General features: G+C 44.3%; 24 protein-coding genes. 22 read left to right on the top strand and 2 right to left on the bottom strand.

Going from position 1 to position 25,646, the window contains the following annotated elements:
- Positions 1-164 precede the first annotated feature (164 nt).
- Positions 165-485, top strand: coding sequence for a DUF440 family protein (locus tag Q8O77_RS12710; RefSeq protein WP_305553612.1), 321 nt, complete (start codon positions 165-167; stop codon positions 483-485).
- A gap of 80 nt (positions 486-565) precedes the next feature.
- Here Q8O77_RS12710 and Q8O77_RS12715 read toward each other — a convergent pair whose 3' ends face one another.
- Positions 566-2,122 (bottom strand): peptide MFS transporter, encoded by a 1,557-nt coding sequence (locus tag Q8O77_RS12715; protein ID WP_305553615.1) that lies wholly within the window; start codon positions 2,120-2,122, stop codon positions 566-568.
- Positions 2,123-2,272: 150 nt separating this feature from the next.
- The gene (locus Q8O77_RS12720; protein WP_305553618.1) at positions 2,273-2,572 is read right to left on the bottom strand and encodes a DUF6170 family protein; all 300 of its coding nucleotides are present in this window, start codon (positions 2,570-2,572) and stop codon (positions 2,273-2,275) included.
- 103 nt (positions 2,573-2,675) lie between these two features.
- Between Q8O77_RS12720 and wecB the strand changes: the two genes are divergently transcribed.
- The 21 genes from wecB to Q8O77_RS12825 all read left to right on the top strand — a co-directional run bounded on the left by wecB (position 2,676) and on the right by Q8O77_RS12825 (position 25,634).
- Positions 2,676-3,809, top strand: a complete 1,134-nt coding sequence (gene wecB, locus Q8O77_RS12725) for a non-hydrolyzing UDP-N-acetylglucosamine 2-epimerase (protein WP_371133482.1) — start codon at positions 2,676-2,678, stop codon at positions 3,807-3,809.
- A gap of 23 nt (positions 3,810-3,832) precedes the next feature.
- Positions 3,833-4,828 (top strand): SDR family oxidoreductase, encoded by a 996-nt coding sequence (locus Q8O77_RS12730; RefSeq protein ID WP_305553621.1) that lies wholly within the window; start codon positions 3,833-3,835, stop codon positions 4,826-4,828.
- Positions 4,829-4,878: 50 nt separating this feature from the next.
- On the top strand, positions 4,879-6,156 hold the full coding sequence (gene tviB / locus Q8O77_RS12735) for a Vi polysaccharide biosynthesis UDP-N-acetylglucosamine C-6 dehydrogenase TviB (RefSeq protein WP_305553624.1): 1,278 nt from the start codon (positions 4,879-4,881) through the stop codon (positions 6,154-6,156).
- A gap of 76 nt (positions 6,157-6,232) precedes the next feature.
- Positions 6,233-6,766: a dTDP-4-dehydrorhamnose 3,5-epimerase gene (rfbC, locus tag Q8O77_RS12740; RefSeq protein ID WP_305553627.1), complete on the top strand. Its 534-nt coding sequence runs from the start codon at positions 6,233-6,235 to the stop codon at positions 6,764-6,766.
- Positions 6,763-7,659, top strand: a complete 897-nt coding sequence (gene rfbD, locus Q8O77_RS12745; protein ID WP_305553630.1) for a dTDP-4-dehydrorhamnose reductase — start codon at positions 6,763-6,765, stop codon at positions 7,657-7,659. Before rfbC ends, rfbD begins: the two co-directional genes overlap by 4 nt.
- Positions 7,656-8,681 carry a dTDP-glucose 4,6-dehydratase gene (gene rfbB, locus Q8O77_RS12750; RefSeq protein ID WP_305553633.1) on the top strand — a complete coding sequence of 342 codons (1,026 nt, stop codon included), beginning with the start codon at positions 7,656-7,658 and terminating at the stop codon, positions 8,679-8,681. The genes rfbD and rfbB overlap by 4 nt, the downstream gene beginning before the upstream one ends.
- A complete protein-coding gene (rfaH, locus tag Q8O77_RS12755; RefSeq protein WP_305553636.1) occupies positions 8,678-9,202 on the top strand; it encodes a transcription/translation regulatory transformer protein RfaH in 525 nt (174 codons plus the stop codon). Before rfbB ends, rfaH begins: the two co-directional genes overlap by 4 nt.
- 245 nt (positions 9,203-9,447) lie before the next feature.
- Entirely contained in the window at positions 9,448-12,099 is a 2,652-nt protein-coding gene (locus Q8O77_RS12760; protein WP_305553639.1) for an SLBB domain-containing protein, read from the top strand.
- A gap of 180 nt (positions 12,100-12,279) precedes the next feature.
- Complete coding sequence (locus Q8O77_RS12765; protein ID WP_305553642.1) at positions 12,280-13,233, top strand: Wzz/FepE/Etk N-terminal domain-containing protein; 954 nt, start codon at positions 12,280-12,282, stop codon at positions 13,231-13,233.
- On the top strand, positions 13,178-14,416 hold the full coding sequence (locus Q8O77_RS12770; RefSeq protein WP_305553645.1) for a UDP-N-acetylglucosamine 4,6-dehydratase: 1,239 nt from the start codon (positions 13,178-13,180) through the stop codon (positions 14,414-14,416). Before Q8O77_RS12765 ends, Q8O77_RS12770 begins: the two co-directional genes overlap by 56 nt.
- Positions 14,417-14,424: 8 nt before the next feature.
- Positions 14,425-15,573: a LegC family aminotransferase gene (locus Q8O77_RS12775; RefSeq protein ID WP_305553648.1), complete on the top strand. Its 1,149-nt coding sequence runs from the start codon at positions 14,425-14,427 to the stop codon at positions 15,571-15,573.
- Complete coding sequence (neuC, locus tag Q8O77_RS12780) at positions 15,566-16,717, top strand: UDP-N-acetylglucosamine 2-epimerase (protein WP_305553651.1); 1,152 nt, start codon at positions 15,566-15,568, stop codon at positions 16,715-16,717. The genes Q8O77_RS12775 and neuC overlap by 8 nt, the downstream gene beginning before the upstream one ends.
- Before the next feature lie 9 nt (positions 16,718-16,726).
- Entirely contained in the window at positions 16,727-17,791 is a 1,065-nt protein-coding gene (neuB, locus tag Q8O77_RS12785; RefSeq protein ID WP_305553654.1) for an N-acetylneuraminate synthase, read from the top strand.
- The gene (locus Q8O77_RS12790) at positions 17,788-18,726 is read left to right on the top strand and encodes a methionyl-tRNA formyltransferase (protein WP_305553657.1); all 939 of its coding nucleotides are present in this window, start codon (positions 17,788-17,790) and stop codon (positions 18,724-18,726) included. Before neuB ends, Q8O77_RS12790 begins: the two co-directional genes overlap by 4 nt.
- A gap of 106 nt (positions 18,727-18,832) precedes the next feature.
- Positions 18,833-19,882, top strand: coding sequence for a nucleotidyltransferase family protein (locus Q8O77_RS12795; protein ID WP_305553658.1), 1,050 nt, complete (start codon positions 18,833-18,835; stop codon positions 19,880-19,882).
- Positions 19,883-19,903: 21 nt separating this feature from the next.
- Entirely contained in the window at positions 19,904-20,593 is a 690-nt protein-coding gene (locus Q8O77_RS12800) for a cytidylyltransferase domain-containing protein (protein WP_305553662.1), read from the top strand.
- A 5-nt stretch (positions 20,594-20,598) separates the two neighbouring features.
- Complete coding sequence (locus Q8O77_RS12805) at positions 20,599-21,093, top strand: DapH/DapD/GlmU-related protein (RefSeq protein WP_305553665.1); 495 nt, start codon at positions 20,599-20,601, stop codon at positions 21,091-21,093.
- A 10-nt stretch (positions 21,094-21,103) separates the two neighbouring features.
- Positions 21,104-22,081: a hypothetical protein gene (locus Q8O77_RS12810; protein ID WP_305553667.1), complete on the top strand. Its 978-nt coding sequence runs from the start codon at positions 21,104-21,106 to the stop codon at positions 22,079-22,081.
- A complete protein-coding gene (locus tag Q8O77_RS12815; RefSeq protein ID WP_305553669.1) occupies positions 22,078-23,142 on the top strand; it encodes a hypothetical protein in 1,065 nt (354 codons plus the stop codon). The genes Q8O77_RS12810 and Q8O77_RS12815 overlap by 4 nt, the downstream gene beginning before the upstream one ends.
- Positions 23,132-24,373 carry an oligosaccharide flippase family protein gene (locus tag Q8O77_RS12820; protein WP_305553672.1) on the top strand — a complete coding sequence of 414 codons (1,242 nt, stop codon included), beginning with the start codon at positions 23,132-23,134 and terminating at the stop codon, positions 24,371-24,373. The genes Q8O77_RS12815 and Q8O77_RS12820 overlap by 11 nt, the downstream gene beginning before the upstream one ends.
- Positions 24,374-24,380: 7 nt before the next feature.
- The gene (locus tag Q8O77_RS12825; RefSeq protein WP_305553676.1) at positions 24,381-25,634 is read left to right on the top strand and encodes a hypothetical protein; all 1,254 of its coding nucleotides are present in this window, start codon (positions 24,381-24,383) and stop codon (positions 25,632-25,634) included.
- The last annotated feature ends 12 nt before the right edge of the window (positions 25,635-25,646 follow it).

The raw sequence follows: 25,646 nt of genomic DNA on the forward strand, positions 1-25,646 counted from the left end.
TGGGTTGTGAAAGCTCGCACGATTAAGCTGGCCGGTTAGAACCTGCAGCGCACAGCCAAAGAGTGTCTGAGTGAGCGCGCAAGCGTGAGCGAGTTGCTTTGGCGAGCACAGCAGTGTTGTAACGCAAGGCCGGCGATTACACTGATGTTGATACCGGAGCATTAATGCAAGATTTAGAATTGTGGACGCTGGACGAGTTATGTGACCACGCGTTTGATATTTTTGAAGAACTGGCGTCAGAAAACCTGAGTGCAGAAGACTACACCCTGTACCAGCAACACTATGAAGCGCGTGGCTATGTCGACTTAGCTATCCCGGGCGAAGACTGGGTAGAAATGATGATGCAGGACCTGGAACCGGAGCTGCACTACGAAGCACAAATTGGCTTAACCGGGGAAAATGGCGCCGCCGATATGGTGTTAGCGCGCATTCTGTTAAGCCGCGAAAAGCATGAAGCCTTATGTCATGCGCAGTGGCGTGGCTAATAGAAGCAGGCGGCGTGGCCAGTAAATTATCTTTACATCACCTCAAATAAAAAGGGTCGGCAGTGCCGACCCTTTTTGCGTTAATGCACGCCGTGCATGCGCTTTCTCAACCAGGGGCTGAGGAACAACATAAAGACACCAAAACCTACACCGACATAACACAGGAAGCTGAATAACTCAGTGTATCCTGCCAGCGCAGTGCTTACTTCAACCACTTCACCGGCCGGTACATCTATAGCTGCCAGTTTCGCCAGTTGAGTGGCTAGCAGTTCTGAATATGCCGTCGCCAGGAACCAGGCTCCCATCATTACGCCAACCACTTTAGGTACCGCCAACTTGGTTACCGCGGATAAACCCACCGGTGATAAACACAGCTCGCCCATGGTATGCAGTGCATAGGCCAGAATCATCCACCAGGCGGCGACATAGCCGGCCTCATTCGGAAACTGCGCACCCAACACTAAAGCACCAAAGCCCAAACCGGCCTGAATAATACCCAGGGCAAATTTTACCGGTGTACCGGGTTCTAAATTGCGCTTTGCCAGGAAAATCCACAACCAGGCAAACAGCGGTGCCAGGGTAATAATAAAGAAGGCGTTTAATGAGCCAAACTGGCCGGCGGTGGCGTCATAGCCCAGCACATTGCGGTCCATTACACGATCGGCGTACAACGTCATTGATGATGCTGATTGCTCAAACAGCGCCCAAAACACCACGGTCGACATAGTCAGTACAATCAGCACTATCATGCGGTCGCGCTCTTCCCTGGTGCACTGGGTGGTAATAAACCAAATAATGCCAACCAACACAATAAAAGACATAGCCAACAAAGTGCTGTGCACCACAGCGTTGTACTGCACCAGTTGCCACACTACTGCCAGTGCCGGCAGTGTTGCCAGATAAATCAGCCATTCGCGGTTAATGCCGGCAAACACTTTTTCTTTTAACAGCGCCGGGTTAGACGGTTCTGCATAGCCGTACAGGTATTTTTGTCCGGCTAAAAAGATAATTAAACCCACTACCATACCTATGCCGGCTAAACCAAAGCCGTAGCCCCAGCCGTAGGTTTCACCCAGGTAGGTCACACTTAAGGTAGCGATAAAAGAGCCCAGGTTAATGCCCATATAAAAGATGGTGAAACCGGAGTCGCGCCGGGCATCTTCTTTGCCATACAGCTGGCCCACTATGGTAGAAATGTTCGGCTTTAAAAAGCCCACGCCCATAATGATTAACGCCAGCGAGAAGTAAAATACCTGAATAGCGCCGCTATCCTGTACTACCACGCCGTCTTGTACGTAAGCCTGAAAGCCTTCATAGGCAAGGCCTAAATGGCCCAGACAAAGTAAAATAGCACCAAAGGTTACGGCCTTGCGCATACCTAAGTAGCGGTCGGCCAGCATGCCACCGATAACCGGCATCGCATACACTAAACCGGCATAGCTGCCCAGTACGTCAAGGCCGCCGGCATCGCTGAATAAGTGATATTTTGTTAAATATAACAACAGCAGATACTTCATGCCGTAGAACGAAAAGCGTTCCCACATCTCTGTGAGAAAGCACACGTAAAGCCCGACCGGATGGCCGAGAAATTGCGGCTGATTAGCGTTCGCCACCGCAATAGTGTCAGTTGTAGTCATGGGATCCCCGGAATTATTAGAATTATCTGCTTCGTTTGTTATTGCTGAAGCTCAGCGGATTATGCAGATGTTGGCGGGTCTTGTCATCTCCCGGCGCAGTACTAACGGATAAAACGCATAAAAATGCGGTTTTGTTGCTCTGAGCCGCCGTCAGGACGGAAACAGCTGCCGGCGCACGGCAGCAAAGTTTTTGCGGCACAGGGCAAAGGTTAGCGGTCGGGTTATGGCAGGGTAGGCTACCAACAGCAACACAATATAGCCGGCAATGGCCCAGCCATCGGCACGGGCAATCAGTAAAAACAGCGGCACCAGCACCAGTAACTTGATAATATTCAGTGTAATTTTGGTCGGAACCGGCAGGTTGTCGGCGGCTTTGCGGATCACCTCCATACGCTGGGAAAAACTTAACCCGGCAAGTTCGGGTATTTTTTGACTGTTCAGGTATAACATCTTCAGATCCTTATTATTGCCGTCGCTAGTTTAGCGGTTGTTACTATCGCTTTAAAAGCGCTTTTGGTAAGCTTTACGCCAATAGCACAATCAGGGATCTTTGATGATAAAAGTACTCAGCGTATTTGGCACCCGGCCGGAAGCCATTAAAATGGCGCCATTGGTTAATCTGCTGAAACAACAAAGCGGTATCGACAGCCGGGTTTGTGTAACAGGCCAACACCGTGAAATGCTGGATCAGGTGCTGCAATTATTTGATATTAAACCAGAATATGACCTGGCTATTATGAAGGCCGGCCAGGATTTATACGACGTTACCACCAGCATACTGCTGAACATCAAACCGGTACTGCGCGAATTTAAACCGGATGTCGTCTTAGTACATGGCGATACCAGCACCACCTTTGCAGCGGCACTGGCGTGCTACTACGAAAAAATCGCTGTCGGCCATGTAGAGGCCGGTTTACGTACCGGCAATATATACAGCCCCTGGCCGGAAGAAGCCAACCGCAAACTTACCGGCGCCATTACACGGTTTCATTTTGCGCCTACCGATACTTCAAAACAGAACTTGCTGAATGAACAGGTTAACCCGGCGCATATCGTGGTAACCGGTAATACGGTTATTGATGCGCTGCTGCAGGTAGTGAAAAAAATCGACAGCGACAGCGCTTTAAGTGCCGGTTTTGCTAAGCAGTTTCCGTACGGCCAACATGGTCGCCGGCTGGTGCTGGTTACCGGGCATCGGCGTGAAAGCTTTGGTGCCGGTTTTGACAATATTTGCGCCGCACTGAAGCAAATCGCAGTGCAATTCCCGGATTGCGATATCGTCTATCCGGTGCATTTAAACCCCAATGTGCGCGAGCCGGTATTTCGTTTATTGTCTGATGCGCCAAACGTGCATTTAATAGAACCGCAAGATTACCTGCCGTTTGTTTACCTGATGAGCCGCAGCACCCTGGTGTTAACAGACTCCGGCGGTATTCAGGAAGAAGCACCGTCGCTGGGTAAACCGGTGCTGGTAATGCGTGATACCACAGAGCGGCCCGAGGCCGTGGCTGCCGGTACGGTTAAACTGGTTGGCACCAACCAGGCGCGTATTGTAGAGGAAGTCAGCAAGTTGCTGAACGACAAGTCATACTATGACAGCATGAGCTTTGCGCATAACCCTTATGGTGATGGCAACGGCTGTCAACGTATTATTGATGCCATTAAATCACAGGTCAGCCCGGCGTAAACCGGTGCAAAAAAGAGACATTAATGCAAACATTACTTACAACGCCGCATAAATGGCTGGTAACAGGTTGTGCCGGCTTTATCGGCTCTAACTTGCTGGAAACCTTGCTAAAAGCCGGCCAGCACGTAGTGGGGCTGGATAACTTTGCCACCGGCCATCAGCGTAATTTGGATGAAGTAAAAAACCTGGTTACAGAAGCGCAATGGGCTAATTTTCAGTTTATTAACGGCGATATCCGTAATCTCAGCAGCTGCCAACAGGCCTGTGCCGGTGTCGACTATGTGCTGCATCAGGCAGCTTTGGGTTCGGTGCCACGCTCTATTAACGACCCCATTACCACTAACGAGACTAATATCAGCGGCTTTTTAAATATGCTGGTCGCAGCAAGAGATGCCGGGGTAAAGCGTTTTGTTTATGCGGCGTCCAGCTCTACTTATGGCGACCATCCGGCACTGCCCAAGGTAGAAGACGTTATTGGTAAGCCGTTATCGCCTTATGCCATTACCAAGTACGTTAATGAGCTGTACGCTGATGTGTTTTCCCGCAGCTATGGCTTTCACAGCATAGGCTTGCGCTATTTTAATGTGTTTGGCCCACGCCAGGACCCCAACGGTGCCTATGCCGCCGTGATCCCGAAATGGACCGCCGCAATGATAGCCGGGCAAGATGTGGTGATTAACGGCGATGGTGAAACCAGCCGCGATTTTTGCTTTGTTGCCAATGCCGTACAAGCCAATATTAAAGCGGCGCTGGCTGACATCACGCAAAGCGAAGTATTTAATGTAGCAGTGGGCGATCGCACCAGCCTGAATACCTTATTTAATGCTATAGCCGCGGCATTGGCAGAAAATGGTCTGCAATACAGCAAAACACCGGTGTATGCTGCGTTTCGCGCCGGTGATGTGCGCCACTCGCAGGCCGATATCAGCAAAGCCAATACTATGCTGGGATATCAGCCGCAATACCGTATTCTGGATGGCTTAAAGCTGGCTATGCCCTGGTATATGCAACAAACATAATTTTTTTGTTTCATTAATTTAAAATAGATAGACTTACACAGGATTTTAGTATGAAAGATATCGCACACAGTCAAATAGCTATTATCGGTTTGGGCTATGTTGGCCTGCCGCTGGCGGTTGAATTTGGTAAACATTACCCAACTCTGGGTTTTGATATTAATAAAGCCCGCGTTGCAGAGCTGCAACAAGGCGTGGACCATACGCTGGAAGTCAGCAGCGCAGAGTTAGCTGAAGCCGGCAAGCTCAGCTACAGCTGCGAGCTGGAAGAGCTGCGCCGTGCCAATGTGTTTATTGTTACTGTACCCACACCGATAGACGAGCATCGCCAGCCGGATTTAACGCCACTGATTAAAGCCTCAGAAACCTTAGGCAAAGTAATCAAAGCCGGTGATGTGGTTATTTATGAATCTACCGTATATCCTGGCGCGACCGAAGAAGACTGTATTCCGGTTATCGAACGTGTATCCGGCTTAAAGTACAATGTTGATTTCTTCGCCGGCTATAGCCCGGAGCGGATAAACCCCGGCGATAAAGAGCACCGCGTTACCACCATTAAAAAAGTGACTTCCGGCTCTACGCCAGAGATAGCGGAATTTGTCGACAGCCTGTATCGCAGCATTATTACCGCCGGTACCTATAAAGCCAGCTCCATTCGGGTAGCCGAAGCGGCCAAAGTGATTGAAAACACTCAGCGCGATTTAAATATCGCACTGATAAACGAGCTGGCGGTGATATTTAATAAGCTGGGCATTGATACTGAAGAAGTATTATTAGCCGCCGGCACCAAATGGAACTTCTTACCATTCCGGCCGGGCTTAGTCGGCGGCCACTGTATTGGTGTAGACCCGTATTATTTAACCCATAAAGCTCAGGCAATCGGTTATCACCCTGAGGTTATCCTCGCCGGAAGACGCATTAACGACAGCATGGGTCGCTATGTGGTCAGCGAGCTGGTTAAAGCCATGGTAAAACGCCGCATTCATGTTGCCGGCGCCAAAGTGCTGGTACTGGGCTTAACCTTTAAAGAAAACTGCCCCGATATCCGTAACACTAAGGTAGTGGATATTCTGGCCGAGTTAAAAGAATACGGCGTAGAAGCCGATGTGTTCGACCCCTGGGTCGATGCGGCAGAAGCGCAGCATGAGTATGGCCTGCAGCTGATTAAACAGCCGCAGCAAGGTACTTACGATGCCGTTATTCTGGCAGTGGGCCACAACGAGTTTCGCCAGTTGGGCGCTGCCGGTATTAAAGCCTTAACCAATGCCAGTGGTATTGTATACGACTTAAAATATGTACTCAGTGCTGCCGACAGCGACTTACGCCTGTAAGTCGCCGCTGCGCTACTGTGATCATGGTGCGTCGCTGCGCTATAGTCTGTGCTTATTTAGTTAACATTCGTAGCTGATGAATATAACCCCAACCAAATTAGCCGGCGGTTTGCTGTTTGAACTGCCGCGCTTTAGCGATCAGCGCGGCTTTTTCCAGGAAAACTTTCGTGCTTCTGCTTATCAGGCTGCGGGTATTACAGAGCCGCTGCTGCAGGATAACTGGTCGCGCTCGGTAAAAGGCGTGCTGCGCGGTATGCATTTTCAGCGCACACAGCCGCAAGGCAAGTTAATCAGCGTACTGCGCGGTGAAATTTTTGACGTCGCGGTAGATATCCGCCGCACCTCGCCTGCTTTTGGTCAGTGGCAGGGCATAGTGCTGTCAGAGCACAAAGCGCAGCAGCTATGGCTACCGCCCGGCTTTGCCCATGGCTTCCTGGTGTTATCCGACATTGCCGATGTGCTGTATAAAACCAGTAGCTACTACAACAGTGCCGATGAGGGCAGTTTTTGCTGGAACGACAGCGACCTGGCCATAGCCTGGCCGCAGCAACCAACACAGCTGTCAGCTAAAGATGCCGCTGCGCCATCTTTTGCACAGGCACTGGCATGAAACTGCTATTACTGGGTAGCAATGGCCAGTTAGGCCAGGCCCTACTGCAACAGCTACACCAGCCGCAACAATCGCAACAAGAGCGGCCACAATTTCAAAGCCTGGCGTTAAGCCACACACAGCTGGATATTACCGATAGCGCAGCCCTTGCTGCGCAAATGGCTGCTTACCGGCCGGATATTGTGCTTAACTGTGCTGCCTGGACCAACGTGGATAAAGCTGAACAGCAAAGCGACAGCTGTTTTGCCGTTAATGCCATGGCAGCAGGCCAACTGGCCACGTTGTGTCAGCAGCACAACAGCCTGTTGGTGCAGTTTTCTACCGACTATGTGTTTGACGGTACAAACAACATGCCTTATACCGAGCGACACAGCACCACACCGCTGAATGTTTATGGCCGCAGCAAGCTGGCAGCAGAGCAGCTGATACAGGCCAATTGCAGCAAATACCTGATTTTGCGCAGCAGTTGGTTGTTTAGTGAATATGGCCATAACTTCTACCGCACTATGTTAAGGCTGGCACAGCAGCAGCTTAAGCTGGCAGAGCCGTTATCAGTGGTGAATGATCAATTTGGTTGCCCTACCTATGCCGGCGATTTGGCGGCCATAGTGCTGCAACTGCTGCAGCGTTACCAACAGCAGGGTAGCGTAGCCTATGGTCTATATCACCTGGCCGGGCAACCGGCGGTAAGCTGGTATCAGTTTGCGCAAGCTATTTTCGCAGTGCAGCAAGTACCGGTTAGCGTTATGCCGCTTAGCAGTGCGCAATATGCCGGTGCAGCAACCCGGCCGGCTAACTCAGCGCTTGACTGCAGTAAATTTTGCGATACCTTTGGTATTGTTTTGCCACAGTGGCAAGCGGCATTAAATCAGTTAAAACAGGTAATTATATGACAATTTTGATCACCGGAGGCTGCGGCTTTATCGGCTCTGCGTTAATTCGTTACCTGCTGCAACACACTGAACATCAGATTATTAACCTCGACAAACTAACTTATGCCGCTAACCCTGCAGCTTTGGCAGCGGTTGCCGCTAACCCCCGTTACCATTTTAAGCAACTGGATATCTGCGATGCCGCTGCGCTGCAGCAAATATTTACACAGTACCAGCCGCAGGCTGTTATGCACCTGGCGGCAGAGAGCCATGTTGACCGTTCAATCGCCGGTGCTGCCGGTTTTATCGAGACTAATATTAACGGTACTTTTCAGCTGTTAGAAGTAAGCCGTCACTACCAGCAACAGCTGCCGGAACTGCAAAGACAACAGTTTCGCTTTTTGCATATTTCTACCGACGAAGTGTACGGCGATCTGGCCACAGCGGACGCGCCGGCATTTACCGAGCAAACCCATTATGCGCCCAGCAGCCCTTACGCTGCCAGTAAAGCGGCCAGCGATCATCTGGTACGCGCTTGGCACCGCACCTATGGTTTACCGGTCATTATTACTAATTGCTCAAACAATTACGGCCCCTGGCAGCATGCGGAAAAGCTGATCCCCAATACCATCAGCAAGGCGCTAAGCGGGCAGCCAATACCGGTATATGGCAATGGCAAACAAATCCGCGATTGGCTGTATGTAGAAGATCATGTACGGGCGTTATGGCAGGTACTAAACCGGGGAGAAGTTGGCCAAAGTTATAATATCGGCGGCAATAGCGAACAACAAAATATAGAAGTGGTTAAGACCATCTGCGAACTACTGGATGAACTAGCCCCGATGCATAAACGCGGTTACCCACTAAACACCAAACACTCATCACTCATCACTTACGTAACGGATCGCCCCGGCCACGATCTGCGCTATGCGATAAACAGCAGTAAAATTCAAACTGCGCTACAGTGGCAGCCACAACATAACTTTGCAGTTGGGCTGCGTAATACTGTGCTGTGGTACTTACAACATGCGGGTTCGTTGTGAATTCAGCCGACAACCAATGGTACTTGCTGTACTGCAAACCCCGGCAGGAGCTACGGGCACAACAGCAGTTGGCCAATCAGGGCTACAACTCATTTTTACCGCAAATATCACTGCAAAAACTGCGTGGCAATAAATGGCAGCAGGTTACTGAGCCCCTGTTTCCGCGTTATCTGTTTTTATATCTGCCGCCAGGGCAGGAGCTGAATATCAGCGTCATTCGTTCAACCCGTGGCATTAGCGACTTTGTCCGCTTTGGCGCGCAGTTGGCCCGGGTGCCTTCTGAGCTGATCCAATTGCTGACAGAACAACAAATAGCACTAAAGCAACATCCAAAAGACAACCGGCTGAAAAAAGGCGATGAAGTAAGCATAATTAATGGCCCGTTCAGTGGGCTACAGGCATTGTTCGATACCGCTGAGGGCAACAAGCGCAGCATTGTTCTGATCAGTATGCTGGGGCAGTGGGTAGAAGCTGTGGTAGACAACAAGCAAATTATGGCGAAAAAAAATGCAAACACTTAGCCCGCTGTGACAAAAGCGCAATAGTATTCGATTAATCAGTGAAAAAACGGTAACATTCTGCAGTTTTTTCGTGTAAGTGTCGCATTAAAGTGGCTATAGCAGCCGCAACAAATAACAAGGTTTCACACAATCAGGCATTAGGGTGCTGTAACCTAATGGCGGTAGCGTGCTTAAACGGCCATTTCAACGTCGATATAAACGAATAATAAAGCTGTTTGGATCACTAACAACACTGGAGTTTGCGGGTGCTTAAATTTGTAAAACGTCTCTTACTAACGCTAACGGTCAGCATGGCTGCCCTGGCACCTTTAGCGGCAGTTGCTCAGGCCATATCGCCGGCAATGCTGGAGCAATTCAAATCATTACCGCGCGCAGAGCAAGAGCGTTTGGCAAAACAGTACGGCTACACTTTGCCACGCTCCTCCGGTAGCGGTAGCAGCAGTGCGGATGCCGGAGCAACAGAGGCAGAACAGGACAAACTGGAACCGCTGGTGCCACCTGAACAAACCGATGAAGTTAGGTTTAATGCAGAAGAGCCAACCAAACCAAACCGCTTTGGTTTAGCTATGTTTAGCAGCAACAGCAGTAATTTCTCTCAGCTTAGCAATACCCCTGTACCGGCCGATTATAAACTGGGCGCGGCCGACAGCTTATTATTACAACTATACGGCAAAGAAAGCACAGACTATGAGCTGGTTATTGCTAACGATGGCAGCCTGGCAATACCGGATATCGGCCCTTTGCAACTGGCCGGCCTTACGTTCGACAAAGCGGCTAACCTAATCCGTGAGCGGGTAAAAGCCGCTAAAATTGGTGTTGATGCAGCAGTTAGTATGGGCAAGCTGCGCACTATAAACGTCATTATTGCCGGTGAGGCGAAACGGCCCGGCATTTATACCGTATCAGCCTTAACCACAGTAACCCAGGCATTATTTATCGCCGGCGGTGTATCTGATATCGGCAGTTTGCGTGACATCAGCGTTAATCGCGCCGGTAAAAACGCGGCACGCTTCGATTTGTATCAGTTATTACTCAAAGGGGATGCCAGTGGCGATATTAATCTGCGTCACGGCGATGTGGTGTTTGTTGCACCTGTTACAGCTATGGCAGAAGTAAAAGGTGAAGTGCAACGCCCGGCTATTTATGAATTGGCAACAGGTGAAACCTTGTTGTCACTGTTACAAATGGCCGGTGGCGCCAAAGCCGGCGCTTATCCTAAATCTGCTGTGCTGGAGCGGTTTAACCAGCAGAATCTGCGTGATTTACAAAATCTTGACCTGACACAACCGACAGCGCAGCAACTTGAGGTACGTAATGGCGATGTGCTGACTGTGGCGGCAACATCCCCGCGCATCGAAAATGTTATCACTGTGGCGGGTGTTGTTGTGCGTCCGGGCCAATATGCCTGGCATGCGGGTATCAAAGTGTCGGACATCTTGCCATCAATATGGTCGGCTTTGCATTTAGCAGCAGATTTGGAATACGCCATTATTGTGCGAGAAACCAGTAACAGCGGTAATATTGAGGTTATTCAGTTTAATTTGGCAGACGCCATCACATCCCCGGACAGCGCAGCTAATCACCGGCTGGCACCGCGCGATATGCTGATTGTTTTTCCGCACGGTGATAACAGCTATCAGCGCGAGCTGTTATATACCGAGCTGAAAAAGAAGACCGAAATCAGTGTATTTGATGAACAAGCCACAGCGCTTAAAGAGACAATATTTGGCTTTGTTACGCCGGAGCAGGAAAAGCAAATTGGCTATCATCTGCAGCAGACAGTAGATAATGCTTATATCAATAAAGAGCTGTTACCATTAACAGTGCATTTTAGCCGTGAAGAGTTGCTAAAACCGATAATTCAGCAGTTAGAGCAACAAGCCCGCTATAACAAGCAACCGCAAGTAGCTACTGTCAGTGGTAATGTTAAAGTGCCTGGCATTTATCCACTGGCGGCAAATGCCACCGTATCCTCATTAATCAATGCAGCTGGGGGCTTGGCGCAATCGGCGTTTGCCAGCCATGCCGAATTAACCCGTGCCGAACCGGACAGCAGTGGCAACGTACAAACCCGGCATTTGGCTATTAATCTGAACGAAGTGTTCAGCAATAATAACGATATGCTGTTGCAAAGCCGCGATAACCTTAATGTATTTGAAACGCCGGATTGGAATGTTGAGCGCACTATTACCTTGAAAGGCGAAGTGCGCTTTCCTGGGGTGTATAGCATTCAGCAAAATGAATCGCTGAACGACATTATAACGCGCGCCGGTGGTTTAACCGAGCAGGCTTTTGTTAAAGGTGTAGTTTATACGCGGTTGGGTGTGCAGGAACAAGAAGCCGAGCAGCAGAAAAAACTGATTGAGCAGTTAAGAGCAGACATCGCCGGCCGCGCGCTGTCTGCACAGGGCTCACCAACAGCACCGGCAGACGTTATAACGATGATCAAAGAACTGGAAAAACAAAAGCCGGTTGGCCGCTTAGTTATCGATCTTGAGGCTATTATCAGTGGTAATCCGCTGCACCATATCCAGGTACAAAATGGCGATGAACTGCTTATCCCCAGGCGCAATAATACCATCTCTATTTTGGGCGAAGTGCAGCATGCCAGCAGCCACCGCTTCGATGCTAAATTGTCATTGGACGATTACTTAAAACTGGCCGGCGGCATGCGTAAACGTGCCGACGATGAGCGGGTCTATGTTATCCGTGCCGACGGCTCGGTAATGGTGCCTGAAAGCAAGTGGTTTGCCGTATCAAAATCCAGCCTGCAGCCTGGTGATACCATCATAGTGCCGCTGGATACTGAATATAAAGACAACATTACCTTGTGGGCGCAAATTACGCAGATTTTCTACCAGTCTGCTGTGACCATAGCCGCGCTTAATGCAATTTAATCAGAAGCGGTGACGAGCTGCTCAAGCAGCAGTAACGAGTTACTCGTCACCAGTTACCGCTTCCACAGGAAGCTAGTGACTGCCGTTAAAAAGTTACCGTTGCCGCAGGCAACTAGTGACCGCCGGTTATACCGGCTGGTTACCGCTCGCAAAGCGAGCTAGTCACCTCAAAGGATGTATATGTCTCAACAACATGTTGCCCAACCCCGGCAGCCAGCCGATGACGAAATAGACTTACGAGATCTGTTCGCTGTTATCTGGCAGGGGAAATGGATTATTATCGCTACAACTTTTGTATTTGCTGTAGCGTCAGTGTTTTATGCCTTAAGCCTGCCAAATATTTATAAAAGCGAAGCGTTGCTGGCACCCGCAGCTGAGCAAAAAAGTGGAGGTTTATCTGGCCAGTTAGGTGGTTTAGCTGCCTTGGCTGGCGTAAGCTTAGGCGGTGGGGCCAGCGTGGATAAAACTGCATTGGCTCTTGAAGTGATAAAGTCGCGCGATTTTTTAGGCCGTTTTATCGAAACGCGTATTCAACTTCATGATCTAATGGCAGCAGAAAACTGGGATCTGAACAGCAACAGAATTCACTACAACGAAGAAATTTACGATCCGCAGACGCAGCAATGGCAGCGCGATGCTAAGCCTCCAAAGCAGGCCAAGCCTTCAATTCAGGAAGCGTATAAGGTCTTATCTGAAAAGCTGAATGTGAGCAAAGATGCAACAACAGGAATGGTTAAGATAAGTTTCGAGCATGTATCGCCATTTGTTGCAAGAAGTTGGGTACAAATGCTTATAGCTGACCTAAACGTGGAAATGAAAAACCGTGACATTGAAGAAGCTGAAAAAAGTATTTCTTACCTACAAAAGCAAATAAGTCAGACCAATATTGCCGATTTGCGAACAGCACTTTTCTCGCTAATAGAAGAACAAACGAAAACGCTGATGCTTGCTAATGTTCGTGATGAATATGCATTTAAGACTATTGATCGTGCTATTGTTCCTGAAGAGAAATCATCTCCCCAAAGGGCTCTTATAGTCCTACTAATTACTTTCGTCGGAGGTTTTATGGCAACTATTTTTGTCTTGGTATCAAATATCTTTAAAAGAAATTCAGGGGCAACTAAGAATGTCTGACATATTACCGCTGATCGGTAGAGAATTGGCACTGTTCAGTAATGATATGAGTGTATATGAAACGAGATTGCTAACAATAGTTGCTGAGTCTAGATTTCTTGTCCTTGGTGGAGCTGGATCTATAGGTCAGGCGGTGACTAAAGAGATATTCAAGCGCAACCCGAAAAAGCTCCATGTTGTCGATATCAGCGAAAACAACATGGTTGAGCTGGTGCGTGATATTCGCAGTTCCTTCGGCTATATCAATGGTGATTTTCAAACCTTTGCACTGGACATTGGTTCTGTTGAGTATGATGCCTTTATTGCAGCTGATGGCGAGTTTGACTACGTCCTGAACCTGTCTGCATTAAAGCATGTTCGTAGCGAAAAAGATGCTTTTACGTTGATGCGGATGATCGATGTTAATGTGTTTAATACCGACAAAACCATTGCCCAATCTGTTGCTAAAGGGGCGAAGAAGTACTTTTGCGTGTCTACCGATAAAGCAGCTAACCCGGTCAATATGATGGGCGCTTCGAAGCGTATTATGGAAATGTTCCTGATGCGCCGCAGTAAAGACATTGCTATTTCCACTGCGCGTTTTGCCAACGTCGCTTTTTCCGATGGGTCTTTATTGCACGGTTTTAACCAGCGTATTCAGAAACGTCAGCCAATAGTTGCGCCTAATGACATCAAACGCTATTTTGTCACGCCGCAAGAGTCCGGAGAGCTTTGCCTGATGTCATGCATTTTTGGTGAGAACCGTGATATTTTCTTTCCGAAACTCAGCGAAGCGCTGCATTTAATTACCTTTGCCGATATTGCCGTAAAGTATTTACAGCAATTAGGCTACGAACCTCATCTGTGTAGCAGCGAAGATGAAGCCCGTGAGTTGGTAAAAACTTTGCCGGAGCAGGGCAAATGGCCATGCTTGTTTACCTCAAGTGATACTACCGGCGAAAAAGACTTTGAAGAATTTTTTACCGACAATGAAGTGCTGGATATGGCCAGGTTTGAAAACCTCGGCGTCATTAAAAACGAAGCGCTGTACCAGCAGGAATTACTTAGCTTGTTTGAGCAGGAAATCAGCCAAATGAAGCAATTAAGAGCCTGGACCAAACCTCAACTGGTCGAGCTGTTCCACAAGATGATCCCTGACTTTGGCCACAAAGAAACAGGCAAATACTTAGACAGTAAGATGTAGGCCAGATTATGAGTGCAACCCTTGTTAGTTTTATCCGTGAGCTATACCAAAGTAATGAATTTATTCCCTTGCATGCGCCAACATTTGCCGGCAATGAACTTAAGTACGTCAGCGAAACCATCGAAAGCACCTTCGTCTCCAGCGTAGGCAAGTTTGTCGATGAGTTTGAGCGCAAGATGGAAGGCTTTACCGGTGCAGCAAAAGCGGTTGCCACGGTAAATGGCACCGCAGCGCTGCATACGGCGCTGTATATGGCGGGGGTGAAACACGGCGATTATGTGATTACTCAGGCGTTGACGTTTGTGGCAACGTGTAATGCGTTACATCATATGGGCGCAGAGCCGATATTCGTTGATGTGTCTAAAGTCAGCTTGTCGTTGTGCCCGGTGGCGTTAGAGCGTTATTTAACTGACAATGCTTATAGTAATGAAACAGGCTGTTTTTATAAAACCAATAATCGGCGGATCAGTGCGGTAGTGCCGATGCATACCTTTGGCCATCCTGCAGAGCTGGATGAGTTGGTTGCGGTGTGCCAAAAATGGCAGGTTAGCTTGGTGGAAGATGCCGCAGAAAGTTTAGGTTCTTATTATAAAGGTAAACATACCGGCACTATAGGCGAGCTGGGTGCGCTGAGCTTTAACGGCAATAAAATTATCACCACCGGTGGCGGTGGTATGGTGTTATGCCATAATCCGGCGCTGGGTGCCCGCACCAAGCACGTTACAACAACGGCCAAGGTACCTCATCCTTATGAGTTTTTTCATGACGAACCGGGCTTCAACTACCGCTTACCCAATCTGAATGCAGCACTGGGTTGTGCGCAAATGGAAGTGTTGCCAACGTTTCTACAGCAAAAACGCAGAATTGCTGAGCAATATCAGCAGTTCTTTGCCAATTCAGAATTTAATTTTGTCACAGAGCCAGAGTATGCGCAGTCAAACTACTGGTTAAATGCGGTGATTTGTCCGGATTTACCAAGCCGCGACCAACTGCTGAAAGTAACTAATGAGAGCGGAGTAATGACGCGGCCAATCTGGAAATTGATGCACCGCCTGCCGATGTTTCAACATGCTTTAAGAGATAGCCTGGTGGTATCAGAATGGTTGGAAGGCCATCTGGTTAATTTACCCAGTTCGCCGGTAGCGCAGCATGACTAAAAAAATTGCAGTATTTACCGGTACCCGGGCTGAATACGGCTTGTTGTACTGGTTGCTGAAAGATATTCAGGCGGATGCAGACTTATCCTTACAGCTGTTGGTATCCGGCATGCATTTGTCGCCGGAGTTTGGCCTGACTTACCAACAGATAGAGCAGGATGGTTTCTGTATTGATGAGAAAATAGAAATCTTACTGTCGTCAGACTCTGCTGTTGGCACTGCCAAAAGCATCGGGTTGGGAGTGTTGGGTTTTGCTGATGCCCTGGCACGGTTAAAGCCGGATGTATTGGTTATTCTCGGCGATCGTTTTGAAGCGCTGGCTGCGGCACAAACCGCAATGATTTTACGTATTCCGGTATTGCATTTACATGGTGGTGAGATTACCGAAGGAGCTTATGATGACGCGATTCGTCATGCTATTACTAAACTCAGTTATTTGCATTGTACTTCTACTGAAGCGTACCGGCTGCGAGTGATTCAGCTTGGTGAATCGCCTGAAAGAGTTAAGAATGTAGGTGCGATTGGGCTTGATCATCTTAAGCGGGCTCAGTTTATGGATCTGCATATGCTGTCTGTGTCTCTTCAGTTTGAGTTGCATCAACCCTACTTCTTAGTAACTTACCATCCCGTCACTTTGGGTGAAGAAGAACCTGAAGCCGGTTTTCAAGCTATATTAGACGCCTTAGACGATTATCCTGATCACCAGGTGATACTTACGTATCCAAATGCCGATGATGGGGGGCGTCGCATCATACCGTTATTGGAAGCTTATGCGGCGCAAAATCCATCTAGAGTGATAGCTATACCTTCTTTGGGACAAGTGCGTTACTTGAGTGCAGTTAAGTATGCGAATGCAGTCATTGGTAACTCCTCTAGTGGAATTATTGAAGTACCTGCATTTGATGTTCCGACAGTCAATGTTGGTTTACGCCAGCAAGGTCGTTTATCTGCGAGAAGCGTACTGCATTGTAAAGCGATTAAAGCTGAAATAGTATCAGCTATGAATGCCGCAGTGACAAGGAGCTATAAAGCAGATGGCGAGGTAATTAAAAACCCTTATGGCCAAGGGAATGCTAGTCGTCAGGTAATTGATATGCTTAAAAAAATGGAATTTCATCCCTGTAAAAAATTTTATGATTTGTAAGTAGGTATTATGACTTTAATTATTGCCGAGGCCGGTGTAAACCACAATGGAAGTAAAGAGCTTGCGTACAAACTTGTTGATGCGGCTAAAAATGCTGGTGCAGACATCGTTAAGTTTCAAACCTTTAAAGCAAAAAATTTAGCATCAAAGGAAGCTCATCAGGCTGAGTACCAAGTAGAAAACACTCAAAGGAAAGAATCGCAATTAGCGATGCTAAAACGTTTGGAGTTACCTTACGAATTTCATCATGAGCTCATCAAATATTGTAATGATGTGGGAATTGAGTTTCTTTCGACTGCGTTTGATTCTGAAAGCCTCGCTTTTTTAGTCAATGATTTAGGTCTTAAGAAACTGAAGATACCTTCTGGGGAAATAACCAATGCCCCTTTAGTGTTAGAACATGCGCAAACAGGGTGCAATTTGATCCTTTCAACTGGGATGGCAACTTTAGCAGAGATTGAAGATGTTTTGGGCGTGATTGCATTTGGCTATTTAGGTTTAACAAACCCAAGCTTCGATGCTTTCAGAGAAGCCTATGCTTCCGCCAAAGGGCAGGAATTACTTAAGAAAAAGGTTACGATCCTGCATTGCACGACTGAGTATCCAGCTCCGATGGATGAAATAAATTTGAAAGCAATGGATACTTTAGCTCATGCTTTTAAGTTACCCGTTGGCTACTCTGATCATAGTGAAGGTATTACCGTGCCTATCGCAGCTGTGGCTCGAGGCGCCATTGTAATCGAGAAACACTTTACTCTAGATAAAAACATGGATGGTCCTGATCATAAAGCCTCATTAGAACCTGGTGAGCTTAAGACAATGGTTTCTGCCATTAGAAACGTTGAGTTAGCATTAGGCCTTGGTGTAAAAGCACCAACCGCTTCGGAAATAAAAAATAAAGTTGTAGCTCGTAAGAGTTTGGTTGCTGCAACAGATATTAATAAAGGCGAGGCTTTTTCACGGCATAACTTAGCAATTAAAAGGCCTGGTGCAGGAATTAGTCCATTTTATTACTGGGATACTCTTGGCAAAATATCAACTGAGTCTTATAAAGAAGATGAGATTATAAAATGAGAATTGGGTATTTTGCTGATGGTCCTTGGTCTCATCGTGCCTTAGAGCTTATTTCTAAAACCAATGGTTTAAATGTTGTATTCATTGTTCCGCGATATGACACTCAAGATCCTGAGCTTAAGAAAATGGCAGAGGAGATGGCTATTCCTTTCATACCTGTTGAAAATGTCAATACTGAACGGTTTTTGAACTTAATGGATGAGTATAAGCCAGACTTGTTAGTTTCAATGTCATTCAATCAAATACTGAGAAGAAGTATTATCGATTACGCGCCACTCGGGTTCATAAATTGTCATGCTGGTGCTTTACCATTTTATCGTGGCAGAAATCCTTTAAATTGGGTGTTGATAAATGGTGAGTCAAACTTCGGCATTACAGTACATTATGTTGAAGAGGGGATTGATACGGGAGATATTGTAGAACAACGGCTTTACCCGATATCACTAGATGACAATTATGGCTCACTTCTGCATCGGGCAATTAAAGAGTGCGCGAATGTGCTTCATTCAGCAATATTAAAAATTGCAAAAGGGGAAGTTGAGATAATAAAGCAGACAGATTTACACCCTGTTGGCACTTATTTCGGCATCAGAACCATTGGTGATGAATGGGTCGATTTTAACTGGCCTGCGGAGCGAGTGCATAACTTCGTTCGAGCTATCAGTAAGCCTGGCCCATGTGCGAGATTTATCTTCAACGCTGTAGAGTATGCCATTGAAAGGACTGAGCTGATTGAGAACGCTCCTAATTATATCGCCACTGTCGGCGAGGTAGTCGGTAAAAGCGATAAAGGCATAATTGTTAAAGTTGGTGACAGCACTTTACTGCTTACTTTAGTTGGAAGAGTTCTCGATGGCGCCATCGTCGACAGTAAAACGCCAAATTTTAGAATAGGGTCAAGATTTAATAATCAATGCGCAAAAGCGAGCGTATGAGTATCGACTGGTGCTCAATCACAGGGGTGGAGCTGCGGTAACCAAGATACCAACGGATACAAAACGCTGTATGCCGCAAAGCGTTTTAACGTTAAGGGATTTTTTGATGAGTTACAACTGGAAAAATACAGTATTAACACCTTCCGATTCAATTAAAGATGCGCTGAAAATTATTGATGCTGAAGCGCTGCGTATAGCTTTGGTTGTTGACGACGATATGAGTTTGCTTGGCGTTGTGACTGACGGCGATATAAGACGAGGATTGCTTAGAAATGCGTCTTTGGATAGTTCCGTTTCGAGTGTAATGAATAAAACGCCTATAACCGCTGAGGTGGGCACATTAAGAAAAGACCTTGTCAAATTGATGACAGACAAAAGTCTATTAGCTATTCCCTTAGTTAATAAAGGGCTCATTGTAGGTCTTGAAACACTACAGAAATTTGGTGGGCGCCGGTACGAGAATCCTGTATTTATTATGGCAGGAGGCTTTGGTACCCGACTGAGGCCGCTTACAGATAACTGCCCAAAACCAATGTTAAAAGTGGGGGATAAGCCCATATTGGAAACGGTGGTTTCAAGTTTTATAAAAGCAGGTTTTGTTAACTTTTATATTTCCACGCATTACATGCCTGAGGTTATTCGGGAATATTTTGGTGATGGTAGTAAATGGAATGTTTCTATTCACTATGTGCACGAAGCACAGCCGCTTGGTACTGGAGGAGCCTTAGGATTATTGCCTGATGACTTACCTGATTTGCCTTTGATTTTGATGAATGGGGATGTACTTACCAACGTAGATTTCGAGCGAGTTCTGGAATTCCATCATAAAAATAAAGCAACTGCCACAATGTGTGTACGAGATTATGAATTTCAAATACCTTTTGGCGTGATTAATGGAGAAGGTAACCGCATTGTTTCTATGGTGGAGAAACCAGTCCAACGTTATTTTGTCAACGCCGGTATTTATGTTATCAGTCCTGCTTTACGAAAATCAGTACAGAAAAACCAGCGGTTGGATATGCCGACCTTGTTAGAACAAGCTATTGCAAATAATAACGATGTATTAATGTTTCCGATACATGAATACTGGTTAGATATTGGACGTATTGCGGATTACCAACGAGCACAAATAGATATTAGAAATTTAGAATTTTGAAAATAACAACGGAACTCCTCTATGTTCGAAGGAAAAAGAATTCTGGCTTTAATTCCAGCCAGAGGGGGTAGCAAAAGATTACCCCGAAAAAACGTACTTTCTTTTAGTGGAAAACCATTAATTGCACATACTATTGATGCATGTAAAAAGAGTAAATATGTAGATAGAGTAATTGTTACAACAGATGATGCAGAGGTTTTTGAAATTGCAAATAGGTTTGGTGCTGAAGTTCCATTTATAAGACCTACTCATTTATCCACGGATTCAGCAACCACAAATGATGTAGTTATGCATGCGCTTAATATGTTATCTGAAAAGCCAGACATCTTGCTAGTGCTTCAACCTACATCTCCGCTAAGAGACGAATATGATATAGACAGCAGTATAGAAATGCTTTTTGAAAAAAAAGCTGATGGTATTGTTTCTGTGTGTAAATGTGAGCATAGTCCGCTGTGGACAAATGTTCTTCCTGCCGATCATAGTTTGCGAGATTTTATTAAGCCAGCTTCCCAATTAGAAGCTCAAAAACTAAAAGAATACTACAGATTGAATGGTGCTATATACTGCTTTAATGTCAGCTTTTTAAGTGAAAATTTTGGTATTAGTTACAACGGTCTTGTATATGCTTATATTATGGGACGTAATAAATCTGTTGATATAGATACTATAGATGACTTAGAGTATGCTGAATTTCTTTTGAAAAACTGCTGATGATAATGAAAAAAATTATAAAATATTTAATTAGAAAATTTTACACGTCTAAAGCTAAACGCATCGTAGCACAATATGGCGAGAGCTTACGAGTGAATAGAAATTCAATATTTACATTTAACACCATTATAGGAAATAACTGCCATTTTAACGGTATGAATGTTCTAGGTGGGGGGAAAGTCCTATTTGGTGACAATTTTCATTCAGGCCCTGGTTGTATGATAATAACCTCTTATCATAATTATCACGGAGATTCAATTCCTTATGATGCAACGTTTATCAATAAAGATGTGTTGATTGGTGATAATGTATGGATTGGTGCTCGAGTAATAATTCTCGGTGGAGTTACTATCGGGGAAGGTGCAATTGTTCAAGCTGGAAGCGTCGTAGTTAACGATATTCCCGCACTAAGCATAGCAGGAGGGCACCCAGCGAAGGTTTTTTCACATAGAGATCCTGAGCATTATTCAGAGAAAAAATCATTGAAAAAGTTTCATTAAGGATCATAATGTGACAGCTATTTATTATGTTTCTTCGCCGTTTCAGTTAATGTCTGCGTTGGGAATTGCAAAAAGTCGGAATGCAACTGAGGATAATATATTTGTAGTTTTACAAGGAAGTAAAAAGCGGGAAAAAAATAACAAACATTTTGAAGTTTTGATTGAAGAATCTTCACTCTATGCTTCTCTGCATGTAATAAGCTTCAACAACATTATTGAATTGGAGTTCAAGCTCATTTTCATGTTTTTTAAAATTAAGTTTTCTTTTTCAGAAGTGAATGAAATATTGGTTGGTGATTTTAGAGATTTATATTCTCAGTTGTTACTTCGACGCATAAAATCTAAGAAGCGTGTTATTATGGATGATGGAGCAGCAACTATAAATATATTATCTAATTACATCAGTAAAGGCATTACATATCCTCAAGTTAAAGGTGTTTATAATGGTCTGCGTTTTGGGGTCTATAGATTGCTGGGAATGCGTTTCGATAACGATATAGAGTTAGTGACTGAATCCATCTTTAATGGAGAGAAAATAAGAAAAAGTAATTTAGAAAGTAAAATAGAGGACTTTTATTTTATTGGTTCAAAATACTCTGAGGCTGGTATTATCCCATTGGCTTTGGAAGTAAGCTTAATTACTCATATTTCTACTTTGTATGAAGTTGATATGAAATACATTCCTCATAGAGATGACAACGAAGTTAAGCTTAGTATGCTTAAAAATGCTGGTATAAATGTATATCATTTATCAACTCCCGTAGAGCACTTCATGGAAACAGTAAGTAATAAACAGTCGATAGCTTTAGGTGGCTTTTGGACAACTGCGCTCTATTCGCTCGGGAGGGAGTTTTGTTTTGCCAAGGTGACTTCTTATGATATTTGCGACTTTCTTAAATCAGAAAGTCGCCGGCAAGATGCTGGGAATGTGTACTCATACTTTAAAGATGCTGGCATCTTTGTGGTAGATTTGAAGGCAGAAATATGAAGTTATTTTATCTTGTTGGATTTGATGTGCATAAGTCAGGCGGAAAATCTAGGGCAACTAGACAAAAGATGAATGTTCTTTCTTCAATGGGTGGAGATGTTGAAGTTCTTAATTTCTTTCCCTATAAAAATATTCCTATTTTTTTATCTCTACCATTATTAGAGATCTATGTTTTCCTTCTTATATTTATAAAGCGGCCTTCCGGAATTATATCAAGAGGATGTGTTGGATTTCTTCCACTTTTAGCATGTAGATTGCTGGGTATCTCCTATTTTAGAGAAGTTCATGCAGATATTAAGGATGAGGTTTCTCTAATAAGAAAAGGAAAGTTTCTTTTGGGTATATACAAAGTTGTTGCAGAGTTTACGCATTTTCTCGACGTTAATTCTGAATCGATTTTGTTTAATCACCCGTTACTTCTTGAGAAATATTGCAAAAAGTACAGTTACTCTGGAAATTCTTTTTATTCTTACAATGGCTATGATACGAATTTCAGTGTGGTGGAAGACTTAAATAATTTAAGAAATAAATACAATATTCCAGAAGGCAGAGTAATTTTGTCTTTTACTGGGTCTGTATCCGAATGGCATGGTATTGACTACATTTATGAAATCAGTAAATTTTTACAAAATATAGCTCCAGAGATATTGATTTTGGTTGCTGGTGGAAAATTGCCAGATAATCTTAGGCGGGAGAATATTCTTAATATTTCTCCATTAGACTCTACTGGCTGTGATGAAATAATCCAGATTTCTCATGCTTGTTTGCTTCCGGTAAAGAACAATAGAGTAAGTCCAGGAAGCCCACTTAAACTATATGACTATATCAAGTATAAAGCATTCGTTTTTGCACAAGAACATACCCTTGGTTATTCTGACGAGGTTTTGTTATATGGAAATGGAATACTTTTAGATTTCTCTGACACAGAATCTGCTGCTAGAGTAATAGCTGCTCGCTGTAAATCTGCATTTCTGAAAAAAGATATAGATATAATTAGATTTTCTTGGCAAGCAAGAATGTTGGCATGGATTAAATTTATAGAGCAAAGCAATGAATGCTAGTAGTAAATTTTATTCGAATGTTTTTATCTACTTAGCGTCTAACATTGTCTACTTTTCTATTCCATTTTTTTTGTTGCCTCTTCTCACGCGGATATTAACTATAGAAGAATACGGTACTTTAGGTCTCTTTCAGACTTTGTCAGTTTTGTTTGTGCATTTTGTCAGTTTAGGAACGCAGTCATATATAATACGCGCTTATTTCGATGACATAGAAAGTAGAGCTGTCATAGTTAAGTCGAATTACCTTATTTATATTTCGATGCTAGCTGTAGTTGGTGCAATCGTATTAATTCTTTATAATTTTGATATCTGGATATTTCCTATTGAGCTTAAATATGTCTTGTTGGCTATTTTATGTTCGTTTTTTACTTGTGTGCTCAATATTAGACTGTTCATATTTCAAGCTGAGCAAAGTGCTTTTTCTTATGGTAAGGTGCAAGTTGCCGGCAGCGCACTCAACGTTGTGATGACGTTGTTTTTTGTATTTTCGATATTTCCAAGCTTGGACGGGCGAGTGTATGCTGTAACGCTATCTCTTTTTCTAATATCAGTTTATTGCACATTCACGTTGAAGAAGCAACTTATTCTAGCTGGCGAGTCTGCTGATATACAAATTGGTATTAAAAGGTCTTTGGTATTTGGTTTGCCTTTGATGCCGCATTTGCTAGGTGCGTTTCTTATCAGTTACTTTGACCGTTTCTTTATAGAGGATAAATTTTCTTTAGCGGATGTCGGGATCTATGTTTTTTCAGTTCAAGTAGCGTCTATAGCAGGCTTCTTATTTGATTCTATTCAAAAAGCATATATTCCTTTTCTTTTCTCATTTCTTAAAAATAATGGTGTAGCAACAGTTCTTGTTAGAAAGTTCTATTTTTATTTAGCGCTTGTCTTTTCTTTTCCGTTTTTGTTCTTTTTTTTTGGAGAGGGCTTCGTTAGGGTTTATGCAGGTGAGAAGTATTTAGCCGCTGTCGATATAATTTTTATTTTACTATTGGGTCAATCGTTACGAGGTTTGTATTTAGTGTTTAGTGGTTTCTTATCATATTATAAAAAGAATTTTTTACAATCTTGTATTACGATTAGTTGTGGTGTTTTAAGTGTTATATTGATAATTGTGCTGTCTCGATACTTCGGGTTGTATGGCGTGGCTTTGTCGAACTTTTTCGCTATGTTGTCATTTTTTCTGATGACCGGTTTATTTTCAATTTTAACTATCAGGCGGAGAGGTTAAATGTTGTATGGTTAATTTTTTTCTTTTTTTTTCTTTTTCACTGCTTTTTTATATCGTATTTTTACGAAGACGCTTCTTCGACTTTTTTACTATCTTTGTGCTTTTCTTTTTATATAATTATTGTGTGGTCACTTTTGACGTTGTCGATTTTGGTGGATTCTCTTATACCTCTTTAGCAATTGCGGTGCCATTTTGGCTAAAGCTCTATATTTTGATTTTCAGTTTGTCCTTGAGCATTTTGATATTGGTTTATGACTTTTTAGTCTGTAAACGGTTTGGAAGAGATCGTCTCAACGAAGAATCTAGTAGTAACGGAAAAGAGAAAGTAGCCGTAAAGTTCTTTTTGATTCCCCTTGTGCTTCTCTTGATTTATCTGGTTTTATTTAATGGTGGCGATCTGCTTGGTTCTAAGATGGATGTAAAGTTTCAACAAGGTGGAGTTATTGCATTAATAGCCGGTTTTTCTCAAGTTGTTTTTTTTCTATCTCTGAGGCGTAATTTTATTCCAGGACTATTAGTTTCATTTTTTGTTGTGGTTATTTTTTTGATTATTGGCAGTCGAGCGAATATACTTTTTTTTATATTGATATTCGTTCTTCATAGTTTTAATGGTAAGATGGTTAGAGTTCTTTCTTTAAAGCATTCCGCGACGATCTTTACAACAGGAGTAGTATTGTCATTATTGTTGAGTGTAAAGCTGTTCTATAAAAATATAAAGTCTGGTGAAATTGGCACAGTGCTAACGGTTCTTCAAAGTGTTGACTTTAGCCTGTTATTTGATTTGCTTTTGGTCGAGCCCAAAGCAGTAGTTATGAATTTTATAACTTTAGTTGAAAATGTTGATTATGGTGGCAACGTGGGTTATCTGTTTTTCGCTCCCATTCCATTTTTAAGTGATTTGTATCGTAGAGCATTTTCCGTAGATGTTATTAATACGTCGACTTATTTGAAAGATAATTTTTACTTGGTAGATTTCGGTTTGGCGTCTTCTATTTTCGGCGAGGTTTATGCTTTTTTTGGGGCTGGAGGTTTATTTTTTTTTACTGTTTTTGTTTTTGTTTTACTTGCGGTTTCTTCTTGGATGTGGATTGGCTGTAGGAATTTGTACTTCTTAATTCATGTCCCTACCTTAATAATTTTATTTTCCTATATGCATAGGACCGCTTTGTTTAATTTTTTGTCTAGCTTTAAAGTTCCTTTATTGCTCTGTTCTTTATTAGCTTTTTGGATTCTTTTAGCTAGAACGACGTCACAGAAGTAATTTTATAGCGCT

The sequence above is a fragment of the Rheinheimera sp. genome (genome assembly GCF_030690345.1).
GTDB lineage: Bacteria > Pseudomonadota > Gammaproteobacteria > Enterobacterales > Alteromonadaceae > Alishewanella.

Excerpts from the sequence above, each read along its gene's own strand:
- Q8O77_RS12795 (WP_305553658.1), top strand. The coding sequence starts at position 18,833 with ATGAGTTACAACTGGAAAAATACAGTATTAACACCTTCCGATTCAATT.
- Q8O77_RS12710 (WP_305553612.1), top strand. The coding sequence starts at position 165 with ATGCAAGATTTAGAATTGTGGACGCTGGACGAGTTATGTGACCACGCG.
- Q8O77_RS12820 (WP_305553672.1), top strand. The coding sequence starts at position 23,132 with ATGAATGCTAGTAGTAAATTTTATTCGAATGTTTTTATCTACTTAGCG.
- rfbD (WP_305553630.1), top strand. The coding sequence starts at position 6,763 with ATGAAACTGCTATTACTGGGTAGCAATGGCCAGTTAGGCCAGGCCCTA.
- Q8O77_RS12805 (WP_305553665.1), top strand. The coding sequence starts at position 20,599 with ATGAAAAAAATTATAAAATATTTAATTAGAAAATTTTACACGTCTAAA.
- Q8O77_RS12815 (WP_305553669.1), top strand. The coding sequence starts at position 22,078 with ATGAAGTTATTTTATCTTGTTGGATTTGATGTGCATAAGTCAGGCGGA.
- neuC (WP_305553651.1), top strand. The coding sequence starts at position 15,566 with ATGACTAAAAAAATTGCAGTATTTACCGGTACCCGGGCTGAATACGGC.
- rfbC (WP_305553627.1), top strand. The coding sequence starts at position 6,233 with ATGAATATAACCCCAACCAAATTAGCCGGCGGTTTGCTGTTTGAACTG.
- Q8O77_RS12715 (WP_305553615.1), bottom strand. The coding sequence starts at position 2,122 with ATGACTACAACTGACACTATTGCGGTGGCGAACGCTAATCAGCCGCAA.
- Q8O77_RS12800 (WP_305553662.1), top strand. The coding sequence starts at position 19,904 with ATGTTCGAAGGAAAAAGAATTCTGGCTTTAATTCCAGCCAGAGGGGGT.
- Q8O77_RS12775 (WP_305553648.1), top strand. The coding sequence starts at position 14,425 with ATGAGTGCAACCCTTGTTAGTTTTATCCGTGAGCTATACCAAAGTAAT.
- Q8O77_RS12765 (WP_305553642.1), top strand. The coding sequence starts at position 12,280 with ATGTCTCAACAACATGTTGCCCAACCCCGGCAGCCAGCCGATGACGAA.
- Q8O77_RS12720 (WP_305553618.1), bottom strand. The coding sequence starts at position 2,572 with ATGTTATACCTGAACAGTCAAAAAATACCCGAACTTGCCGGGTTAAGT.
- Q8O77_RS12730 (WP_305553621.1), top strand. The coding sequence starts at position 3,833 with ATGCAAACATTACTTACAACGCCGCATAAATGGCTGGTAACAGGTTGT.
- tviB (WP_305553624.1), top strand. The coding sequence starts at position 4,879 with ATGAAAGATATCGCACACAGTCAAATAGCTATTATCGGTTTGGGCTAT.
- Q8O77_RS12825 (WP_305553676.1), top strand. The coding sequence starts at position 24,381 with ATGGTTAATTTTTTTCTTTTTTTTTCTTTTTCACTGCTTTTTTATATC.
- rfbB (WP_305553633.1), top strand. The coding sequence starts at position 7,656 with ATGACAATTTTGATCACCGGAGGCTGCGGCTTTATCGGCTCTGCGTTA.
- neuB (WP_305553654.1), top strand. The coding sequence starts at position 16,727 with ATGACTTTAATTATTGCCGAGGCCGGTGTAAACCACAATGGAAGTAAA.
- Q8O77_RS12790 (WP_305553657.1), top strand. The coding sequence starts at position 17,788 with ATGAGAATTGGGTATTTTGCTGATGGTCCTTGGTCTCATCGTGCCTTA.
- wecB (WP_371133482.1), top strand. The coding sequence starts at position 2,676 with ATGATAAAAGTACTCAGCGTATTTGGCACCCGGCCGGAAGCCATTAAA.